The organism is Pseudomonas izuensis (assembly GCF_002356535.2).
In the GTDB taxonomy this organism is placed as follows: domain Bacteria; phylum Pseudomonadota; class Gammaproteobacteria; order Pseudomonadales; family Pseudomonadaceae; genus Aquipseudomonas; species Aquipseudomonas izuensis.
On the sequence record NZ_AP017423.2, the window covers coordinates 1,825,933 to 1,843,637 of the forward strand.

A 17,705-nucleotide genomic window follows, 5' to 3' on the forward strand; every position below is an offset into this window, starting at 1 on the left:
GTAGGGCGTTATCTTCGGTCAGGTAGGAAGAAGTAAATAACACCCAGGGTGTCGCCGGTTTACCAGCATTTACATTAATGGAATTTGATTGTTGTTCGGCCTTCTTCAAAGGGGCCGGGTATAAAAAGGGCTAGTCGTAATGCGTAAGAAAGTTGCAATTATAGGGACGTCGTTCCGTTTTCCAGGCTCTACAACTGCAACTTTTTGGCCGCACCTGCTGGATCGACAGAGCTTTATTACCCAAGCGGATTTTTCCCGTTGGTCCAAGGACGAGTTCCTGCACCCGGACAAGGCAAACCCTGCGACGTCCTATACGTTTGCTGCCGGTTCCCTGGGCGATATTTCGACGTTCGATGCCGGGTTCTTCAATATTTCTCCTCGTGAAGCGGCGGTCATGGACCCTCAGCAGCGTCTGTTGCTGGAACTTGGCTGGGAAGTGTTCGAGAACGCCGGCGTCAAGCCGTCGAGCCTGCGTGGCAGCGATTGCGGTGTTTACCTGGGGATTGCCAGTGTCGACTATGGGTATCGCCTGGCGCATGACATGTCGACGGTCGATGGCGCAACCGCTACCGGTAATACCTTCAGTATCGCCGCCAACCGGTTATCTTTCTTTTATGACCTGCAAGGTCCGAGCATGGCCATCGACACGGCGTGCTCTTCTTCCCTGATTGCCTTTCACCAGGCTTGCCAGGCCATTCAGAACGGCGATATAGAGCAGGCGATTACCGGTGGTGTCAGCCTGCATCTTCACCCGTTCGGTTTTCTGATCTTTGCCAAGGCATCCATGTTGTCGCGTACGGGGCAATGCCATGTGTTCGATGAATCCGCCGATGGCTATGTCCGGTCTGAAGGCGCGGGGCTGTTCTACCTGAAGGATTACGACAAGGCGATCCAGGACGGTAACCAGATCCTGGCCGTCGTTGCCGGCAGCGCAGCCAATACGGATGGGCGAAAGTCGAGTCTGACCGTCCCGAGCGCGACGGCGCAGATTGCCCTGATGAAGCAGGCCTATGACGTCGCCGGCATCGATGCGGCGGACATCGACTACCTGGAAGCTCACGGTACGGGCACGCCAGTGGGCGATCCGATCGAAAGCCGGGCCATCGGTGAGGCACTGGGGCAGCAGCGCCCTGTGGATAAGCCACTGCTGATCGGTTCGATCAAAAGCAACATCGGGCACCTGGAAGCCGCCTCGGGTGTTGCCGGTTTGATGAAAGCGTTGTACTGCGTGGTCGAACGCAAGGTACCGGCCACCATCGGTATCAAGAAACTCAATCCAAACATTCCGTTCGCTGACCTCAACCTCAGTGTGGTCACCGAAACCCAGGCGCTCAAAGCCGATGGGAAACTGGTGGTCGGGGTCAACTCCTTTGGTTTTGGCGGGGCCAACGCCCACGTCATCCTGGAAAGTCCGCCACCTGTGCCGCAAGCGCCGAGCCGGCAAGGGCAGACGGTGCCGCTGATGGTCACTGCCAAGGACAGCGCAGCGCTTGCGGCTCAGTCCGAACAACTCGCGCAATTTTTGTCCGGGCCAGAGTCGGCCGACCTTTACGACGTGGCCTACCAGTCGATCTTTCGACGCGAGTTGCACCCGCAACGGGTCGTGGTGTTTGGCGCACAAGCCCTGGGGAGTGCCCAGGCACTGTTGGACTTCGCCACTGAGCCGGGCGTTCCGGCGTTGTCGACGGTGCTGGAAAGCGGCCGTGCCCTGGATCAGGCAAGCGGACCGGTGTTCGTCTTCTCCGGCAATGGATCGCAGTGGCAGGGCATGGGCAAGTCATTACTGGCCGACCCGATTTTCCATCAGGCGGTTGCCGAGGTGGACGCCATTTTCCAACCGCTGTCCGGTTATTCATTGATTGGCGAACTGGCGGGCGAGCAGGGTGATGACCGTTATCATCTGACTGAATTCGCGCAACCTGCACTGTTTGCCTTGCAAGTGGGTGTCACCCGCATGCTGGCCGAAAAAGGCGTGGTGCCGGTGGCCGTCATTGGCCACAGCGTCGGTGAAGTCGCTGCCGCCTGGGCATGCGGTGCCCTGACGCTGAGCGATGCCACACGTGTGATCTACCATCGCAGTCGCCTGCAAGGCTTGACCAAGGGCTGTGGCAAGATGACGGCAGTCGGTTTGTCGGGTGCCGACACGCTGAGCCTGTTGCGAACGCTCGGCCTGGACGGCGAGCTGGTGGTCGCGGGTGAGAACAGTTTCAAAGGCGCAACCGTCGCCGGTCCGGTACCTGCGCTGGACGTTCTGGAGCAGGCGTTGACCGAGCGTCAGGTGTTCGTCCGTCGCCTGGCGCTCGATTATGCGTTCCACTCGCCAGCCATGGAGGTGATTGCCGATCAAGTCATCGACGTATTGAGCGATGTCGTCCCGGGGCCTGCCCGTATTCCGATGTATTCGACCGTGGCCGGTGACGTGCTGGCCGGTGAGCATCTGGACGCTGAATACTGGTGGAAAAACATTCGGTATCCGGTGTTGTTCCAGTCGGCGAGTGAAGCGCTCGCCAGGCAGGGCTACAACGTCTTCGTGGAAGTCGGGCCACACCCGATCCTGCGTGCCTATGTGGCCGATGCGCTGGCCAGCCAGGCGCTTGAAGGCGTTGTTATCCCGACGGTGCTGCGCGGTGAAGAAAGTCCACAGCTGATCGATCGCACGCTGGCTAAAGTGCTGATTGCCGGCGTCGACATCGATCTGCAATGCCTGTTTCCCCACACCGGCCGGTTCGTGCAGCTACCCAACTACGCCTGGCAACGCGAGCGTCACTGGCATGTCGACACGCCCGAGTCTTCCGGCAACCTGAGCCGCAACCGCGTCCATCCGCTGCTGGGTTACCCGCTGCCCGAGCATGAGTTCACCTGGGACAATCGCCTCGATACGCAACTGTTTCCGTCACTGGGCGACCACCGGGTGGGCGACTCGGTGTTGTTCCCGGGAGCCGGTTTCACTGAAGTCGTGCTGGCCGCTGCCTTGCAGTATCAACCCGGTGAATTCGTAGAAATCGAAGAGCTGGAAATTCATAGCCCGCTCTTGCTCCATGCGGATTTCAGTAAAAAAGTCCGGGTGATGATCGACAGCACCGATGGCGGCGTTTCCATTGTGTCGCGCAGTACAGCCCAAGCTGAGCCGTGGGTGCAGCATGTGGTCGCCAGGCTTCCGGGCGAAGCACACGGCGGGCTGTTGGCTTGCACCGCACCGGTTTTGCCTGCGCGCGCCCCCGATTTCACCTCGGCAGAACACCTGGCGCTGACCTGTGCGGTCGGGCTCAATTACGGTCCGGCTTATCAAGCGGTCGAGGCCGGCTGGATCGAGGGCAACCAGGTGTTGGCGCGGTTGACGATCCCGGCGCCGATCGAGACTGAACTCGCAACGCTGAATGTGCACCCGGCCTTGCTGGACAGTGCTTTCCAATTGATCACTCAACTGCTGCGCGAGGACGTCGGTCGTCGTCAAGACCTGGCCTTTATCCCGGTGAAACTGGGGCGCATCACCTTCGCTGCCGGCAGTCTGCCCCCTTGCCTGGCTCAGGTGAAACTGGTGCGGCGCTCGGAGCATTCGTTGCTGGCGGATTTCACCCTGTACGACGTCCATGGCCGCGCGGTCATCTGCATCAAGGATGCTCGTTTCCGTGGTGTGCGCCTGCACAAGGATCGCAGTGGCGACATCAAGCTGGTGGATTTTGTCGGGGTGGCCAAACCCTATCCTGCCCGTCAACGCACAGTGCCATTGCCGGCTTCACGGCTGGAGGCGCAACTTCGTCAGCACCTTTGCGCTCTCGCGGATGATCCCGTGCAAGCCCGTTATGCCGATGAAATCGACCCATTGCTGGACGGTCTGTGTGGCAGTTTCCTGCTGGAAGCCATCGAAAAGCTCGGCGGTGAGCTGACTCTGCAGCAACACGCTGACGGTGAGGCTGGTCGCTATCTTGAGCATTTGCTCCGGCAAGCGCTGGAGGACGGCAGCCTGGTCGCGGTCGGCGACAAGCGCTGGCAGCTTGTCGATCAGGGCGAACGAGCCCGTGCGCAAGACATCTGGCAGGCACTGTTCAGCGGTTATCCCGAACACTTCCAGATCATTCATTCGGTCGGCCGGATCGGCATGCACTTGCCAGAGCTGATCAGTGGTCAGGTGAGTCTGGCGCAACTGCTGCCGCGGGAAACCACGCCCGCCGTATTGACCCGCATGGTCCTCGGTGCCAGCGGTCACCACGCGTTGCTGGGCGGCCTGCGAGAACACATCGCCCAGCGGTTGGACGCTCTGCCGGACGGGCAACGCCTGCGTATTCTTGAGCTCGGTTTCGAGGGTGCACCTCTGGCGACGGAGTTGTGTGTCGGCCTGGATTTTGACCGGGTCGATTATCAATACGTTGCGCAAAACATTGAAACGCTGTCGATGCTCCAGGCGGACTTCCCGGATCTGCAGATACGGGGTCTGGAGGCGTCCGAACACATTGCACCGACGCCGGCGAACCGCTTCGATTTGGTCCTCGTCGCCACCGATCTGGCGTCGCTGGACGCCATCAGCCAGGGCTTGCAGCATGGCGCCGCACGGTTGTGCGCGAACGGTGAGTTGCTGCTGCTGGCACAACACCCGGCACGATGGGCTGATTTCACCTTCGGCGCCGAGCCTTCCTGGTGGCTGGCCCCGCAGGGGCAACAGGCCCTGTCGGTGCAACAGGCACCGGGATTCTGGCAACAGGAACTGCAGCGTCATGGCCTGAAAGTCTCCGAGCCTCTGGAGTTCATTCCGGACTCGGCGTCCGGGAGCTATCTGTTGGTGGCCACCGAGGACTGCGCAAAGCCCCACGCGACGGCCGCCGGGCATCCGTCTCAGAGCTGGTTGCTGATTGCCGACGGGCAAGGTCCGGAAGGACCATTGACCCAGGCACTGGCTTCACTGTTGCGCGAGCAAGGCCAAGAGGTTGCCCTGCTTGAACCGGGCTCGGCATCGGTGCTGGCGCAACAGCTGCGTGAACGCCCCGTTGCGCCCCAACACATTGTGATGCTGGCCGGGTTGTTCGCACGCCAAGGGCTGGATGCGCAGGCTGAGCGCTGCATGCTCGCCGCAGACATCACGCAAGCCTGTGAGTCGGCCGGCGTCGCTGCGGATTGCTGGCTGGTGACTTCAGGCGCCGCCGTCCATTTGCTGCCACAAGGCGCCCGTGGGGAAACGACGGTGCACGGTATTGCCGATGCGGCCTTGTGGGGTTTCGGCCGGACCTTGGCGAATGAAGCGGTCGGCTGCCGTGTCCGTCTGCTCGATCTGGCGACGGGGGCCGGTGTCGAGGCGCTGGTGCCGGCATTGCTCAATGCTGATGAAGAAACCGAATTGGTGGTCAGCGCGGCTGGCGATCGATACGTCGCAAGGTTGCGGGTCCAGCCCGACGAGTTGCCACGTCCGGTGTCGCTGGATGCGCCGGCGCAGGTCAGGCTCGGCTTCGACTTGCCGGGGCAGTTGCGCAATCTGCGCTGGGAAACACGAGCACCGCTCGTTCCGGCTGACGATGAACTGGACATCGAGGTTCAGGCCACCGGTCTGAACTTCCGCGATGTCATGTACGCGTTGGGTCTGCTGTCGGATGAAGCGATCGAAAACGGTTTTTCAGGTCCGACCCTGGGCTTCGAGTTTGCCGGTGTGGTGCGTGGCAAGGGCTCGTCGGTTGAAGGCGATTTCCAGCCGGGCGATCGTGTCGTCGGCTTTGGTCCGTCGAGCTTCGCCAATCGCCTGGTCACCAACGCCAACGCGGTGGCGCGCATTCCTGAAGGCATGTCTTTCGAGGCGGCGGCGACCATTCCGAGTACGTTCTTCACGGTCTATTACGCCGTGCATCACCTGGCGCGGCTTGAACCGGGTGAGAAGATCCTGATTCACGGTGCAGCGGGCGGCGTCGGTATTGCCGCAATCCAGATTGCCAAATGGTGCGGTGCCGATATCTACGCCACGGCAGGCAGCGATGAGAAACGCGATTTCCTGCGCCTGATGGGCGTCGAGCATATCTTCGACTCGCGTTCGCTGGCGTTCGCCGATGACATCCTGGCGATCACCGATGGCCGCGGCGTGGACGTGGTACTCAATTCCCTGGCGGGGGAGGCGATCAATCGCAACCTGCGGGTACTCAAGCCGTTTGGTCGTTTCCTCGAACTGGGCAAGCGCGACTTTTACCAGAACACCAAAATCGGCCTGCGCCCGTTCCGCAACAACATCAGCTATTTCGGCATCGACGCCGACCAGCTCATGAGCGAACGCCCGCAGCTGACCCGTCGGCTGTTCAGCGAAATGATGGCGTTGTTCCGCGAAGGCATCCTGGCCCCATTGCCCTATCGCGCCTTCGATGCCAATGAAGTCGTTGAAGCGTTCCGCTACATGCAACAGGCCAGGCAGATCGGCAAGGTCGTCGTGACGTATCGCACGCCAATCCGGGAGACGGTCAGTGCATCGGTCTCGCGCTCGCAGGTGTTGATGCTGGAGGCGAACGCCACTTACCTGGTCACCGGCGGGCTCAGCGGTTTCGGTCTGCGCAGTGCGCAATGGCTGGTAGAGAAAGGTGCCCGCCACCTGGTTCTGCTCGGCCGTCGCGGTGCCGCGACTGAAGAAGCGCAACCCCTGCTGACACTGTGGCGCGAGCAGGGCATCGAGGTTCAGGCGCTGGCCTGCGACATCACCGACGCGGCGCAGTTGGCGTCGGTCATGACGCGTATTGAAGCAAGCGCCCGGCCATTACGTGGCGTGGTGCATGCGGCAACGGTGTTCGACGACGGCTTGATCCGAAATCTGACCCGCGAACAACTGCAACGCGTTCTGGAGCCCAAGGCCAAAGGCGCGCAATACCTGCATGAATTGACGGCGCATCTGCCGCTGGACTTCTTCGTGCTGTTCTCTTCGGCCACGACCTTGTTCGGCAACCCGGGTCAGGCCAACTACGTCGCCGCCAACCATTGGCTCGAAGCGCTGGCGCGTCATCGCCTGGCGTTGGGGCTGCCGGCTACCAGCGTGCTCTGGGGGGCCATTGACGATGCAGGTTTCCTGGCGCGCAACCAGGACATCAAAGACGCCCTGCAAAGCCGCATGGGTGGTGCTGCCTTGCAGTCGCAAGCAGCCCTGCAGACCCTTGAGCGCCTGCTGCTGCAACGACGTTCGGGGCTGGGCGTGCTGGAGCTGGACTGGAAAGCGCTGTCGCGATTCCTGCCGGCTGCCGGTTCGCCCAAGTTCAGTGAACTGGCCAGGTTGCACGGGGGTGAGCAGGACGAAGAAAGCGATGTCGACGATATCCAGCGACTGCTGGCAGAAATGGATGACCCCGAGCTGATCGAGCTGTTCAGTGAAATGCTCAAGCAGGAAATCAGCGAAATCCTGCGTTTGCCAACCAGCAAGCTGGACGTCACGCGACCGCTTCAAGAATTGGGCCTGGACTCGCTGATGAGCGTCGAGCTGGTGGTGGCCGTCGAGGAACGATTCGGTGTTCGTCTACCGGTCATGGCGCTGAGCGAAGCATCAAGCATCGATAAGATTACCGTTCGAATCCTTGAACTCCTGCGCGGCAATCAGGAGAGCGATGGGCAACCGGATGCGGGAAATGCGCAGCAATCGCTGGCGAGCGATACGCTTTCCCGTCATGGGGTCGACATTAGCGCTGGCGATATTGCGATGAACGACGGGCTCGACACCCGGGTTTCAAAACCCTCACGTTTGATTGATTGATCGGAACCATGACCAATAGAACCACGTCCGGGCTTGCCACTTCGATGAAGGACAAGCTGATCCAGCAAGCCCTGGAGCGGCGCATGCGCAAAAGCGGCGACGGCGCTCCAGGCCCCTCGCTGGAAAGCATCAAAGGTACCCGGCGCGAGGACTTCGGGCAGTTTTGCCGATTTGACCAGCACCCTGGCTATCAGCATTTGCGCATCATGCTCGACGGCGCCGCGCGATTTGGCCTGGTCAATCCGTTCTTCAAGCAGCACGACGGCCTGGCGGGGGCCGAAACCGTCATGGGCGGTAGCCTCTACGTGAACTTCGCGAGCTATAACTACCTGGGCTACTCAGGACACCCGGTTGTCGTCGAAGCTGCCAAGGCGGCCATCGATCGTTTTGGGACCTCGGTTTCGGCCAGCCGCCCGGTGTCGGGTGACCGGCCGATCCATCGCGAGCTGGAGCAGGAGTTGGCCCGGCTCTATGAGGTGGACGACGCTATTACATTCGTCAGCGGTCATGCGACGAACGTGACCACCATCGGTTATCTGTTCGGTCCGCGGGATTTGATCCTGCATGACGAACTGATTCATAACAGTGTTCTCCAGGGTATTCAGTTGTCCGGCGCCCGGCGCCTCAGTTTTGCCCATAACGACTGGGAGGCGGTTGACCGGCTGCTGAGTGATCAGCGTCAGCATTTCGAGCGGGTGTTGGTGGTGCTCGAAGGCATCTACAGCATGGATGGCGATTTCCCGGATTTGCCACGCTTCGTCGAACTCAGGAAAAAACATCAGGTGTTGCTGATGGTCGATGAAGCGCATTCGCTGGGCGTCATGGGACAGACCGGCAAGGGCATTCGCGAACATTTCGGTCTGGCCGGCAGTGACGTGGATATCTGGATGGGCACCTTGAGCAAAAGCCTGGCCAGTTGCGGCGGCTACATCGCCGGTGAGTCGGCGCTGGTGGAACACCTCAAATTCCTGGCGCCGGGCTTTCTCTACAGTGTCGGCATGCCGCCATCGGTGACGGCGGCAGCTTTGGCTGCGTTACGATGCCTGCCAGAAGATGGCGAACGCGTCGCCACCTTGCAGGCACGTGGCAGGCAGTTCCTGGAACTTGCTCGGGATGCGGGCCTGGACACCGGCACCAGCACCGGCCTGGCGGTTGTTCCGGTCATCACCGGCAGCTCACTCAAGGCGACCCAATTGTCCAGCGCATTGTCTCGTCGCGGCATCAATGCCCAACCCATCCTGCATCCAGCGGTCCCCGAGAAATCGGCGCGTGTACGCTTTTTCGTGTCGTGCCTGCACACCCCGGAACAAATCGCCGAAACCGTCGCCATTGTTGCGCAGGAACTGCAAAAGCTATAAGTCGAGCAGCCGAATGTTCGGGGCAAGGGTGCCGTCCAAAAGGTGAGGGTTTGAACGTTTTTGTAGGAGCTGGCTCGCCAGCGAAGGTGACCGTGAGTCATGCGGCGCCAACGAAAACGTCTTCGCCGGCAAGCCGGCTCCTACAGGTTTGGTGTGGTCCACAACATCATCGTGTGTACGCATTTATGTAGGAGCTGGCTTGCCAGCGAAGGCGGCCGTGAGTCATGCAGTGTCATCGCAACGCCTCTAGCATCTATAGCCATATGGCATCCCACAGCGAATAGTCATGAACACGCTTGACCAGGCCCGCGCGCAACGGGTTGGCGATGATGTACCGGGCTACGGCCAACAGATTTTCTTCACGGCGAATGGCGCGATCGTGGAAGCCTTTTTGCCAAAATTGGCCTGAGCGACCCAGGTAGGCATTGATCTCTCTCGCGCTGCGAGATTTGGTGGAAAGCATCAACCTGGGCAGCGTGCTGTTCTGGAGTTCGACCAGCCAGTGAAAATGGTCGGGCATTACCACCCAGGCCAGCGAATCTGCCTGTCCTTCTGACTTGGCCAGACGAAATTGATCCACCACCAAACGTCCCGCTCGCCAATCGCGGAATACCGGTTCACGCAGGTGGGTCACGGCAGTGAGCAGGTAGATTTGTCCAGACTGGGAATATCGGCCGGCGCGCAGTTGATTAGCGTGGGAGCGAGTGGGCAATCCTTTGCCCTCCTATAAAGGTGGAGAAAGGTAAGGCTGGTGCGCAGATGATTTGACGTCGTAAAAGTTTGGGTCCTGATGTGTACGGACCGCAGCCTTCGCCGGCAAGCCGGCTCCTACAGGTTGGGCGGCCGTGAGTCATGCAGCGCCATCAAAAACGCCTTCGCCAACAAACCGGGTCCCCCGGGTGTTACAGAGAGAACATGCCTTTGAGATAGCGGCGCACTCGCCGATAGCGCGGGCAGTTGTCGAGCAGGCCTGGGCGAGGTTGTGCGTGGTGCTCCTGCGCCTGCTCCTGGCTGCAGGGCATGCCGCGGACGTGCTGCAGTTGTTGTTCATCGTCGTCATTGCGCTTGAGGGTCAAGCTGGCTGTTGCGCTGCCCGGGCTGATGCGCCACAGCGGGATACCCTGTGCTGCGGCACGTGACGACAGATCATGTGGTTCATGGTCGCTCCACACCAATACCTTGCCGCTTTCGCCCGCCACTGCCGTCATCAGGTCAGCACTATTGCGGGTGAACTTCACACGGCCCCAACGGCTATCGAGCAAGCGGCGGACTGCCGGTTGCCGGCGCCGGGGCACGCCAAGCACGGTCAACGCACCTGCAAACTGACTGTCCTGTTGCTTCTGCCGGGCCAGTTGCCGGGCCACGGTCATCACATCGCAGCGTTGGTCGGTCAAGGGGTCTACATAGCGGCAATAGCGAATGTAGGCGGCGGCAACCAGTTGCTCCAGCGTTGGCCGGGCCTGACGCCGCGGGATCGGCAAGCGATCATCGGTCAGTCCCCAACCCGCGTAGAACGGCAGCCCGAAACACGTCACCGGCACGCCCTGAATCAAGGCTTCCAGCCCGGCCTGGCTGGTGCCGACATACACACGTTGCGCCCGGCACGCCAGGGAGGCCCAGGACACATGACGGTTCTCCAGCGCCACACCCCGTGCAAGGGCAGCCTCGAGCAGGCAGCTTTTCTTGTGGCCATTGAGGCAGTCGGGGTGAATCCGAACCCGTACGTCCGCGCCGGGGTTTTCCGCCAGCGCTGCATCGAGCATGCGGATGAAGTCCGCTTCGCAAAGCCCGCCGCCAGGAATGGAAAAGTCGCCGTAGGTCTGGTCCACCACCAGGATCAGCGGCTTGTCACGGCCCAGGGCGTCGTCCTTGCTCAAATCCGGGGCGTTGTTGTATTTGCCGATGCCGCTGCTGCGCATCAGGGCAATCAACGACCGGGCGGTTGCCAGCTCCGCAGCGGTCAGGGTGTGCGGGGTTTGCAGGATGTTTTCCAGCAACGACGGTCGATCGGCCAGGTAATGGATGCCGATGGGATCAACCACCATCGACATCGGGGTATCGCCTTCCACCCCCAATGACGAGGAACGCAGAAAACCATCCTCCAGCGCCACATAGGGAATGCCCCAGCGTTTGCACAACACCCGGGCATGGTCGGACGAGCTTTTGTAGCCGATCCCGGAAATTGCCTTCAAACCTTCGGGCCGTTGATGACCGCGCCGCCACAACCAGTGTGGTGGGCCTTCAGGGTCGAGAAACTCGCCCAGATGAAAGACTTTCCACATCACCCATTGCGACATGATGCCCACCCAGCCGGGGCCTTCCACCAGTGAATCAAGGGGGACTGATCGACTCATCTCTTCAAGGCTCATGGTTGGGATGTCAGCGAGCGGCGCATGTTGATCACCGCGGGGAAGGGCAGAAGGCGGCCCAGCCAATTCACTGGCGTGGCCCGGACCCGGCTGAAGCCCAGTTGCTCATAGAGCCGTCGGGCCCGTTGATTCTTCACTTGGACCTCCAGTGCTACCCGGTCATGACCGGCTTGCCGGGCCTGGTCAAAAATCGCTGCCATCAGCGAACGGGCAATGCCCTGATGACGTGCGTGCTTGATCACGTGCAAACCATAGAGATAAAAACCGTAGTACCACTCCCGGCCTTCGATAATGGCAAACAGCAGGTAGCGCAGTGCGCCCCGCAACCGGCCGAACTCGCGCAGAAAAGGCCCGGCACCGGGCGAGAAAGGCCCGCGCCGATGGTGCTTGAAGGCGGCATAGCCAAGGGGGGTACGATCACGGTAGGCGATCAGCACCCGGTCCCAGTTGATCGCCCCGGCCAGCAGTCGATAGCGGCAGGCTTCATCGCCGAGCAAGAAGGCCAGGGAGCTGCGACCCGAAGTGATCATCCGCGCGATCGATTCATCAGGCTCCGGCAAGTGGGAGCCGAGGGCGATCTGCAAAGGGACGGTGTCGATATCAATCATGAGTTACGGTCTGGGCCCGGTTCGCTTTCCTGACGGATGACCGGGTGCTAACCGACTGCTCGACGAAGGCCTTCGCCAGCTGTTCCACAGCCATTGTTCGGGGCGCATTGGAGGAGCGCGCCTGATTGGACCAGATGAAGTAATCGGTATCGCCATCGGGTGCGCCCAGTGCGGTATACACCTGCGGGAGAATCGGCACGTGGTCGCCAAAGAAACACAGCCCGGTCGAGGTCGGGCTGACCAACAGGTACTCGCGCAATTTTCCGAGCATTCGGTCGGCATTGCTCAGGTGGCGCAGATAAGGCGCCAAGTCACGCATGCCGTCCAGCAACGGACGATCGAACCAGTTTGGCAGCTCCGCCGCTTCCACCTGCTCCAGATGCAGCGGTCCATGGTTTTCCATCGTCACGGCGTGGATGTACAAGGGCTGGGTGCGGGCGCTGTCGTCGAGCAGCTCGATGATCTTGTCTGCCACGGCACAATCGCCAATGAACGGTCCGGCTTTTTGCCCGTCATTGAAGCTGCGCACGTCGATGAACTCATCGAAGCCCAGTGCCGGCAGCACGCGATCACGGCCGTAGAAACTCCCCGCGTAAGGGTGAACACACACGGTGCGATAACCCCGGCGTTTCATCTCGGCGGCGATGCTGGGCAGCCCCTGACGAGCCAGGTGGCGGTACGGATTGAAGCGATGAACCCCCAACGTGTCACCGGCAATCCCGGTCAGGAAGGCGAACTCGGTGCGTACGGTATTCGCGCCCCAGGCCGCGACTTTGAGGCGACCATGGACCCTGGCTTCGTTACGCAGTACATCGTACTGACTCAGTACCTGCTCGCGGATGCCGGGCCACAATCTTCGAATATCGAAAAACGATTCGCTCTGCACTGAGACCAGGTCGGGCAGGGCGATGTCGCAAGGGGAAGCAATTGCGTGCGCATTGTTCGCAAAAGGTGAATGCAGTGTGTCGAGGGGCACCTTGCGCCGGGCAGCGCAAAAGTAGGTCCACAAACTGGCGGCCATTCCCCAGCGGCGCAAATCCAGGCTGGCGTCGTAAGTGGGTTGCAGCGGTTTCATAGCGCCGATGACCAACAATAGCGAGGCACCGACCAACGCCATCGCAGCTGTGGATAACGCATCACTGGCGCTGGCCTCGAAATACAGTCCGCAGGCCAGATAGCCGACAAACGCCAGCGCCAGCACGATCGTTTTGCCAATGCCGAAAAAAGGCAGGTACAGGCGCGGAAAACGCACCGCATCACTGAAGTATTCAAAGTCGGCGCAGACAAAGGGTTCGCGCAACGAGTGGTACTTCGAATTGCTCACCAGCACGATCAATAGCCACAGGGCCAGCACATTCACGGCACTGAAATACGGGCGCCCGGTCATGCCATACAGCAGGGCAACCGAGAACAGCCATGCACCGGCATGCAGCAGCCAGCTGCGCAGCGGGCGGCGCAAGACCGGCCTGGGGATCAGCATCGCTTCGATGATGCAGGAGAGAAGAAAACCGCCAGTCATGACCCAGCAGAAAGAACTGTTCAGAAAATCAGGCACTGTAGTCCAGCCATCGCAAAATTACAGACGACATCCGCGGGGGAATGACACTCAAGGCCCAGCATCCGAGGTTCAGGGGGAAGGGGAAGCTGATGCGTGGCTGGTTGGCTGCAAGGCCACGGCGAATCCGCTGCGCGGCCTTGTCCGGGTTCCACAGCAGCGGTTTCGGTCCAGGCATTTCAAAGCACATTTTCGATTCGACATAACCCGGCATGATCACGTTGATCCGCACGCCGTCAGCAGCGACCAGATCGCGCATGGCTTCGCCGTAAGCTTTCATCGCCGCTTTGCTGGCGCTGTAACTGGGGGTGACGGGCAGTCCGCGCCAACCGGCGAGGGAACTGAACAGCGCAATCTGACCATGTTTGCGCGCGCGCATGGCTGGCAGGGCCGCCTGCACGGTCGCGATGGCGGCCATCACGTTTACTTCGATCAACGCCTGGGAGTGTTCCCAGATTTCATCTTCCCCGTTCGGCCCGGTGGCCGTATTGACGCCGGCACCGACGATGATCAGGTCCGGCTGCTCGGTTTCGCTGATGCGGGTGATCCATTCGCGCACCGCCACCAGATCCTGAACGTCGAGCGCATGGAGGATGACCCGCGCACCGGCGGCACGACACTGCCCGGCCATTTCTTCCAGGCGCTCGGTGCGTCGGCCTTGCAGGATCAGGGTGACGCCCGGCGCCGCATAGGCAGGCGCCAGTGCACCGCCGATGCCTCCCGTGGCACCGGTGATCAGGATGCAACGTGGTGTTTTTTGCAGCGTCATAGGTAGCGTTCAATCCTGGAGGTTTTGGCCATCAACACTTCCAGCGAGTTGTTCACGGCCATGTCGATACCGCAGCGCGTATAGAAGCCGCCATTGACCTGCGTGGTGTGAATCACGGTGCTGCGAAAGCGCTGGAACAGCGTGGTGTCAGGCGGTTCCGGCGTGTGCCAGAAATCGTCGAGGCCGCCCTGGTGGGTCAGTCCCTTGAGGTTATAGATCGGGTCGCTGAGGGCGATGGTGGGCACGTTGTGCATCAGCGATGAACCGCCCACGGTGCTGTTGACCGTGATCACACCCGCGACGTGGGACAGCAGTGTTGGCAAGTGGCCGCTTTCGAGGAAGTCCACGCGATCGGCGATACCGAGTTTGTGGGCAATGCGCAGGGTGATCCGGTGGTAGTTGACGATGCCCGGGGTCAGGGGATGATTCTTGACCACCAGGCGCGTATCGCTACCGGCATGGCGGGCGAACGAACCCATTACATGCTTGAGCACATCCTTCATGTGCTTGAACGGCGAGTGATCGCGGATCTGCGCATCGCTGTCCAGTTGCAGTGGCAACAGGAAGGTGCGATGGCGATTGCGCGCCACTTGACTGATCACCTCTGCATCGCGGCCTTGGGCGCGGGCCAGGCGAATACCCTGGCGAATGTAGCCGGCGTACTCCACCGCCGCGTTGAAGGGCGCGTGGGTTTTGTAGTGGGGGAACACCACTTTATTCAGTGCACTACCGATGTGATACATCACGTCGTGAAGGGCCCGGGAGGCAAAGGACAGGTGGAACGGATTGCCATTCTGATAACGCGGGATGTACTTGCCCACGTCCCGATACCATTCCGGATCACGGGGCAGCAGCGAGTGATTGTTCACGCCGTTGCGCTCAAGCGTGATCCAGTAGGGGCGGAAGTAACCTTCTTCGAACACGTGCACGCGAATGCCCAGCGACCTGGCCAGTTCCACCGCCGGCTGATGCACCGGACGGCAGTCACCGAACAGCACCACGTCGGTAATGTGGTCCGCCCTGAAGCACTGGCTGTAAAAGTCCATCAACTGCTCGGGGCGCGCCGAATAAAATACCCGCGCACCGCTGCCGTACAGGATGTCACCCATGTTGAAGTTGACCGACTTGACCCACTGTCCCTCGGCCCGCAGTGCCTGGATCAGGCGTGCGAAAAACGGCGAACTGACGCCCTGCAGAAACAGGAATGAGTTGCGCGGTTTTACCGATACCGGACGTTGGGGGCGCTCGACAGGAACTACGAGTTTCTCATGCGCGGTTTCAACGCGGTCAGGAACAAACGCTGAATCATCTCTCGCCATGTTGTAGTTCTTCCTTGTGTGCGTACTTCATCCCAGTTCTGGATCTCTACTAATGTGCGTTCGGGGGTGGTGAATTTTCGGGTAATGCGGCTGACGTAGGTCGGGTAGCGGATCAGGGTCGCGGCGACCAGCTCATCCAGGGTGAGGCGTCGGGTGCGGCGTGCCAGGACTTCAGGGCTCATGTCCTGATCCCGGGTCAGACCCCAGCCGGCATAGAACGGCTGGCCGTAGGTGGTGACCGGCACACCGCGCAACAAGGCTTCAAAGCCAGATTGCGAGGTCAGTACATGCACCTCGTCGACCTCGGACAACAGTTCGTGGAAAGGCACATCGCCGACCACCTGATTGCACCAGTCGCTGGTGCGTTCTTCGTGTTCGCCCGCCTCACGGGTGCCCGCCAGTACTTCGGGGTGCGGCTTGTACAACAGCCAGGCCAAGGGATGGCGCTCGCGCACCGCCTTGAGCAAATCAAGATTGCGCCGGATCCGATGAGCGCCGTACCGAATCGAGGCGTCGGACTCGACCTGGCCCGGAACCAGAATCACTTTCTCGACACCGGCGGGACGTTTCCACGAGGTGCCAGGCAAGTTGTATTTGGTGACACCGGCGGCACAGATCGCTTCACGCAGCGCCGCTGCCCGCTGCAACAAGTCCGGGCCGCACGGTTCGTTCTGCAAGAGGTGTTCGAGGCGCGAAGGGCGGGTCGCGTCGTAGTAAATGCCCAGGTCATCGAACACCCAGGACAGCGGACGGGTTTTCTTTGCGCCCAGGCCGACGGAGCGCAGGAAACCGTCTTCGACGCGGCCGAGGTGCTTGCCAGATTTCTTGGTCAATGGCGTGTCGTGCTGACACCCCCAAGTGATGACCGCCGTTGAGGCGCGCTGACGGGAAAAACGTCCCTGGAAACGAATGGACGAACCGTTGAAAAAATCCAGCACTAATGGCTGCTTCCATTTGCTGAAGCCGACCATCCGCAAATCTTTCGGCAGCCGACTGCGCATCCGCCGTTGCAAACCAAGCCACGCCAAAACGGTCTCCGGCTGACAGGGCGCACCCGTTTCCGGATCGACGTAACGTGGGTACTCCACCAGCGCGGCATGCAGCATTTGTTCAAGGCTGACGGGGTGGCGCCGCGCAGGGGCGGGCAGGGCATCGGTGGTCAAACCCCAACCGGCATAGAACGGCATGCCAAAGGTATGCACCGGTACGCCCCACAACAAGGCATCGAAGCCCAGTTGCGAGGTCATCACGTACACAGCCTGAACGGTAGGCAGCAGCTCGGCCGGGTGAACGTTTTCGCTGATCAGATGAACCCGTGGCTGTTTGCGCAGCGCTGCCAGGTCAAAGTGACCCTGCTTGCGCCCGGCCACCACGTCCGGGTGGACCTTCACCACCACCGTGCACTGCGGATGCCGGGCCAGTGCGGCCTCGAGCATGCGCTGGAAATCAGCGACAGTAGCGCCCTGCAACGACGCATCGCCGCGGGTCTGATCGGCCACCAGCACGCAGGGCTGCGGCAATACGCAGGTTTCAATGCGGGCGCCGTTGTATTTGGACACACGCTCCTCGCACCAGCTCGCCCGTAACGCGCGGGCGCGCAGCATCTGCGCTTCTGTCAGCGGTTCGGGAATCAGTTGTTCCAGGCGAGAAGGGGCGGTGGCGTCGTAGTAGATGCCCAGCGGGTCGACGATCAATGACAGTGGTGGGTCTTCGACGCCCAGACCTTCCGAGCGCAAAAAGCCGTCTTCGACGGTGAGCAGCGGCAAGCCAGCCTCTCGAGCAACGGCTTGGGCGCGCAATGCGCTGGGTTTGCGCCCCCACGCGAGGACTTCATCGGCCAGGGCAATGTCGCGCACCGTTCCACGCAGCAGCCGATACTCGGGCAGCAAGGCGCAAAGGGTGGGGATTTGTTGCGCACCTTTAGACAAAATCAGCAAAGAGCGACGAGGTGTAGCGGCATTGTCCATAAAAAACAGCAGATATCCATAAACGAGCGCACTCTTTAGTCAGTCACGAATCAGTACGTGC

9 protein-coding genes are annotated in these 17,705 nt (G+C 60.9%); 2 read left to right on the forward strand and 7 right to left on the reverse strand.

What is annotated here, in order from left to right; translation table 11 throughout:
• The first annotated feature begins 139 nt into the window (after positions 1-139).
• Positions 140-7,699 (forward strand): type I polyketide synthase, encoded by a 7,560-nt coding sequence (locus tag LAB08_RS08285; RefSeq protein ID WP_096512681.1) that lies wholly within the window; start codon positions 140-142, stop codon positions 7,697-7,699.
• Between the two features lie 8 nt (positions 7,700-7,707).
• Entirely contained in the window at positions 7,708-9,057 is a 1,350-nt protein-coding gene (locus tag LAB08_RS08290) for an aminotransferase class I/II-fold pyridoxal phosphate-dependent enzyme (RefSeq protein WP_096512680.1), read from the forward strand.
• Between the two features lie 253 nt (positions 9,058-9,310).
• Here the strand turns inward: LAB08_RS08290 and LAB08_RS08295 are convergent, their stop codons facing one another.
• The 7 genes from LAB08_RS08295 to LAB08_RS08325 form a co-directional block, all read right to left on the reverse strand.
• The gene (locus tag LAB08_RS08295; protein ID WP_096512679.1) at positions 9,311-9,769 is read right to left on the reverse strand and encodes an REP-associated tyrosine transposase; all 459 of its coding nucleotides are present in this window, start codon (positions 9,767-9,769) and stop codon (positions 9,311-9,313) included.
• Between the two features lie 190 nt (positions 9,770-9,959).
• Entirely contained in the window at positions 9,960-11,411 is a 1,452-nt protein-coding gene (locus LAB08_RS08300) for a capsular polysaccharide export protein, LipB/KpsS family (protein WP_096512678.1), read from the reverse strand.
• Between the two features lie 11 nt (positions 11,412-11,422).
• Positions 11,423-12,034 (reverse strand): GNAT family N-acetyltransferase, encoded by a 612-nt coding sequence (locus tag LAB08_RS08305; RefSeq protein ID WP_096512677.1) that lies wholly within the window; start codon positions 12,032-12,034, stop codon positions 11,423-11,425.
• The gene (locus tag LAB08_RS08310) at positions 12,027-13,589 is read right to left on the reverse strand and encodes an LTA synthase family protein (protein WP_254007507.1); all 1,563 of its coding nucleotides are present in this window, start codon (positions 13,587-13,589) and stop codon (positions 12,027-12,029) included. Before LAB08_RS08310 ends, LAB08_RS08305 begins: the two co-directional genes overlap by 8 nt.
• On the reverse strand, positions 13,582-14,358 hold the full coding sequence (locus tag LAB08_RS08315) for an SDR family NAD(P)-dependent oxidoreductase (protein ID WP_096512676.1): 777 nt from the start codon (positions 14,356-14,358) through the stop codon (positions 13,582-13,584). Before LAB08_RS08315 ends, LAB08_RS08310 begins: the two co-directional genes overlap by 8 nt.
• The gene (locus LAB08_RS08320; RefSeq protein ID WP_254007508.1) at positions 14,355-15,677 is read right to left on the reverse strand and encodes a capsule polysaccharide biogenesis protein; all 1,323 of its coding nucleotides are present in this window, start codon (positions 15,675-15,677) and stop codon (positions 14,355-14,357) included. The genes LAB08_RS08315 and LAB08_RS08320 overlap by 4 nt, the downstream gene beginning before the upstream one ends.
• Positions 15,614-17,644 (reverse strand): capsule polysaccharide biogenesis protein, encoded by a 2,031-nt coding sequence (locus LAB08_RS08325; RefSeq protein WP_096512675.1) that lies wholly within the window; start codon positions 17,642-17,644, stop codon positions 15,614-15,616. Before LAB08_RS08325 ends, LAB08_RS08320 begins: the two co-directional genes overlap by 64 nt.
• Positions 17,645-17,705: the final 61 nt, after the last annotated feature.

What these genes read in the sequence shown, in the direction of transcription:
- LAB08_RS08285 (WP_096512681.1), top strand. Translation starts at nt 140, where the DNA reads ATGCGTAAGAAAGTTGCAATTATAGGGACGTCGTTCCGTTTTCCAGGC.
- LAB08_RS08290 (WP_096512680.1), top strand. Translation starts at nt 7,708, where the DNA reads ATGACCAATAGAACCACGTCCGGGCTTGCCACTTCGATGAAGGACAAG.
- LAB08_RS08300 (WP_096512678.1), bottom strand. Translation starts at nt 11,411, where the DNA reads ATGAGTCGATCAGTCCCCCTTGATTCACTGGTGGAAGGCCCCGGCTGG.
- LAB08_RS08305 (WP_096512677.1), bottom strand. Translation starts at nt 12,034, where the DNA reads ATGATTGATATCGACACCGTCCCTTTGCAGATCGCCCTCGGCTCCCAC.
- LAB08_RS08315 (WP_096512676.1), bottom strand. Translation starts at nt 14,358, where the DNA reads ATGACGCTGCAAAAAACACCACGTTGCATCCTGATCACCGGTGCCACG.
- LAB08_RS08320 (WP_254007508.1), bottom strand. Translation starts at nt 15,677, where the DNA reads ATGGCGAGAGATGATTCAGCGTTTGTTCCTGACCGCGTTGAAACCGCG.
- LAB08_RS08325 (WP_096512675.1), bottom strand. Translation starts at nt 17,644, where the DNA reads ATGGACAATGCCGCTACACCTCGTCGCTCTTTGCTGATTTTGTCTAAA.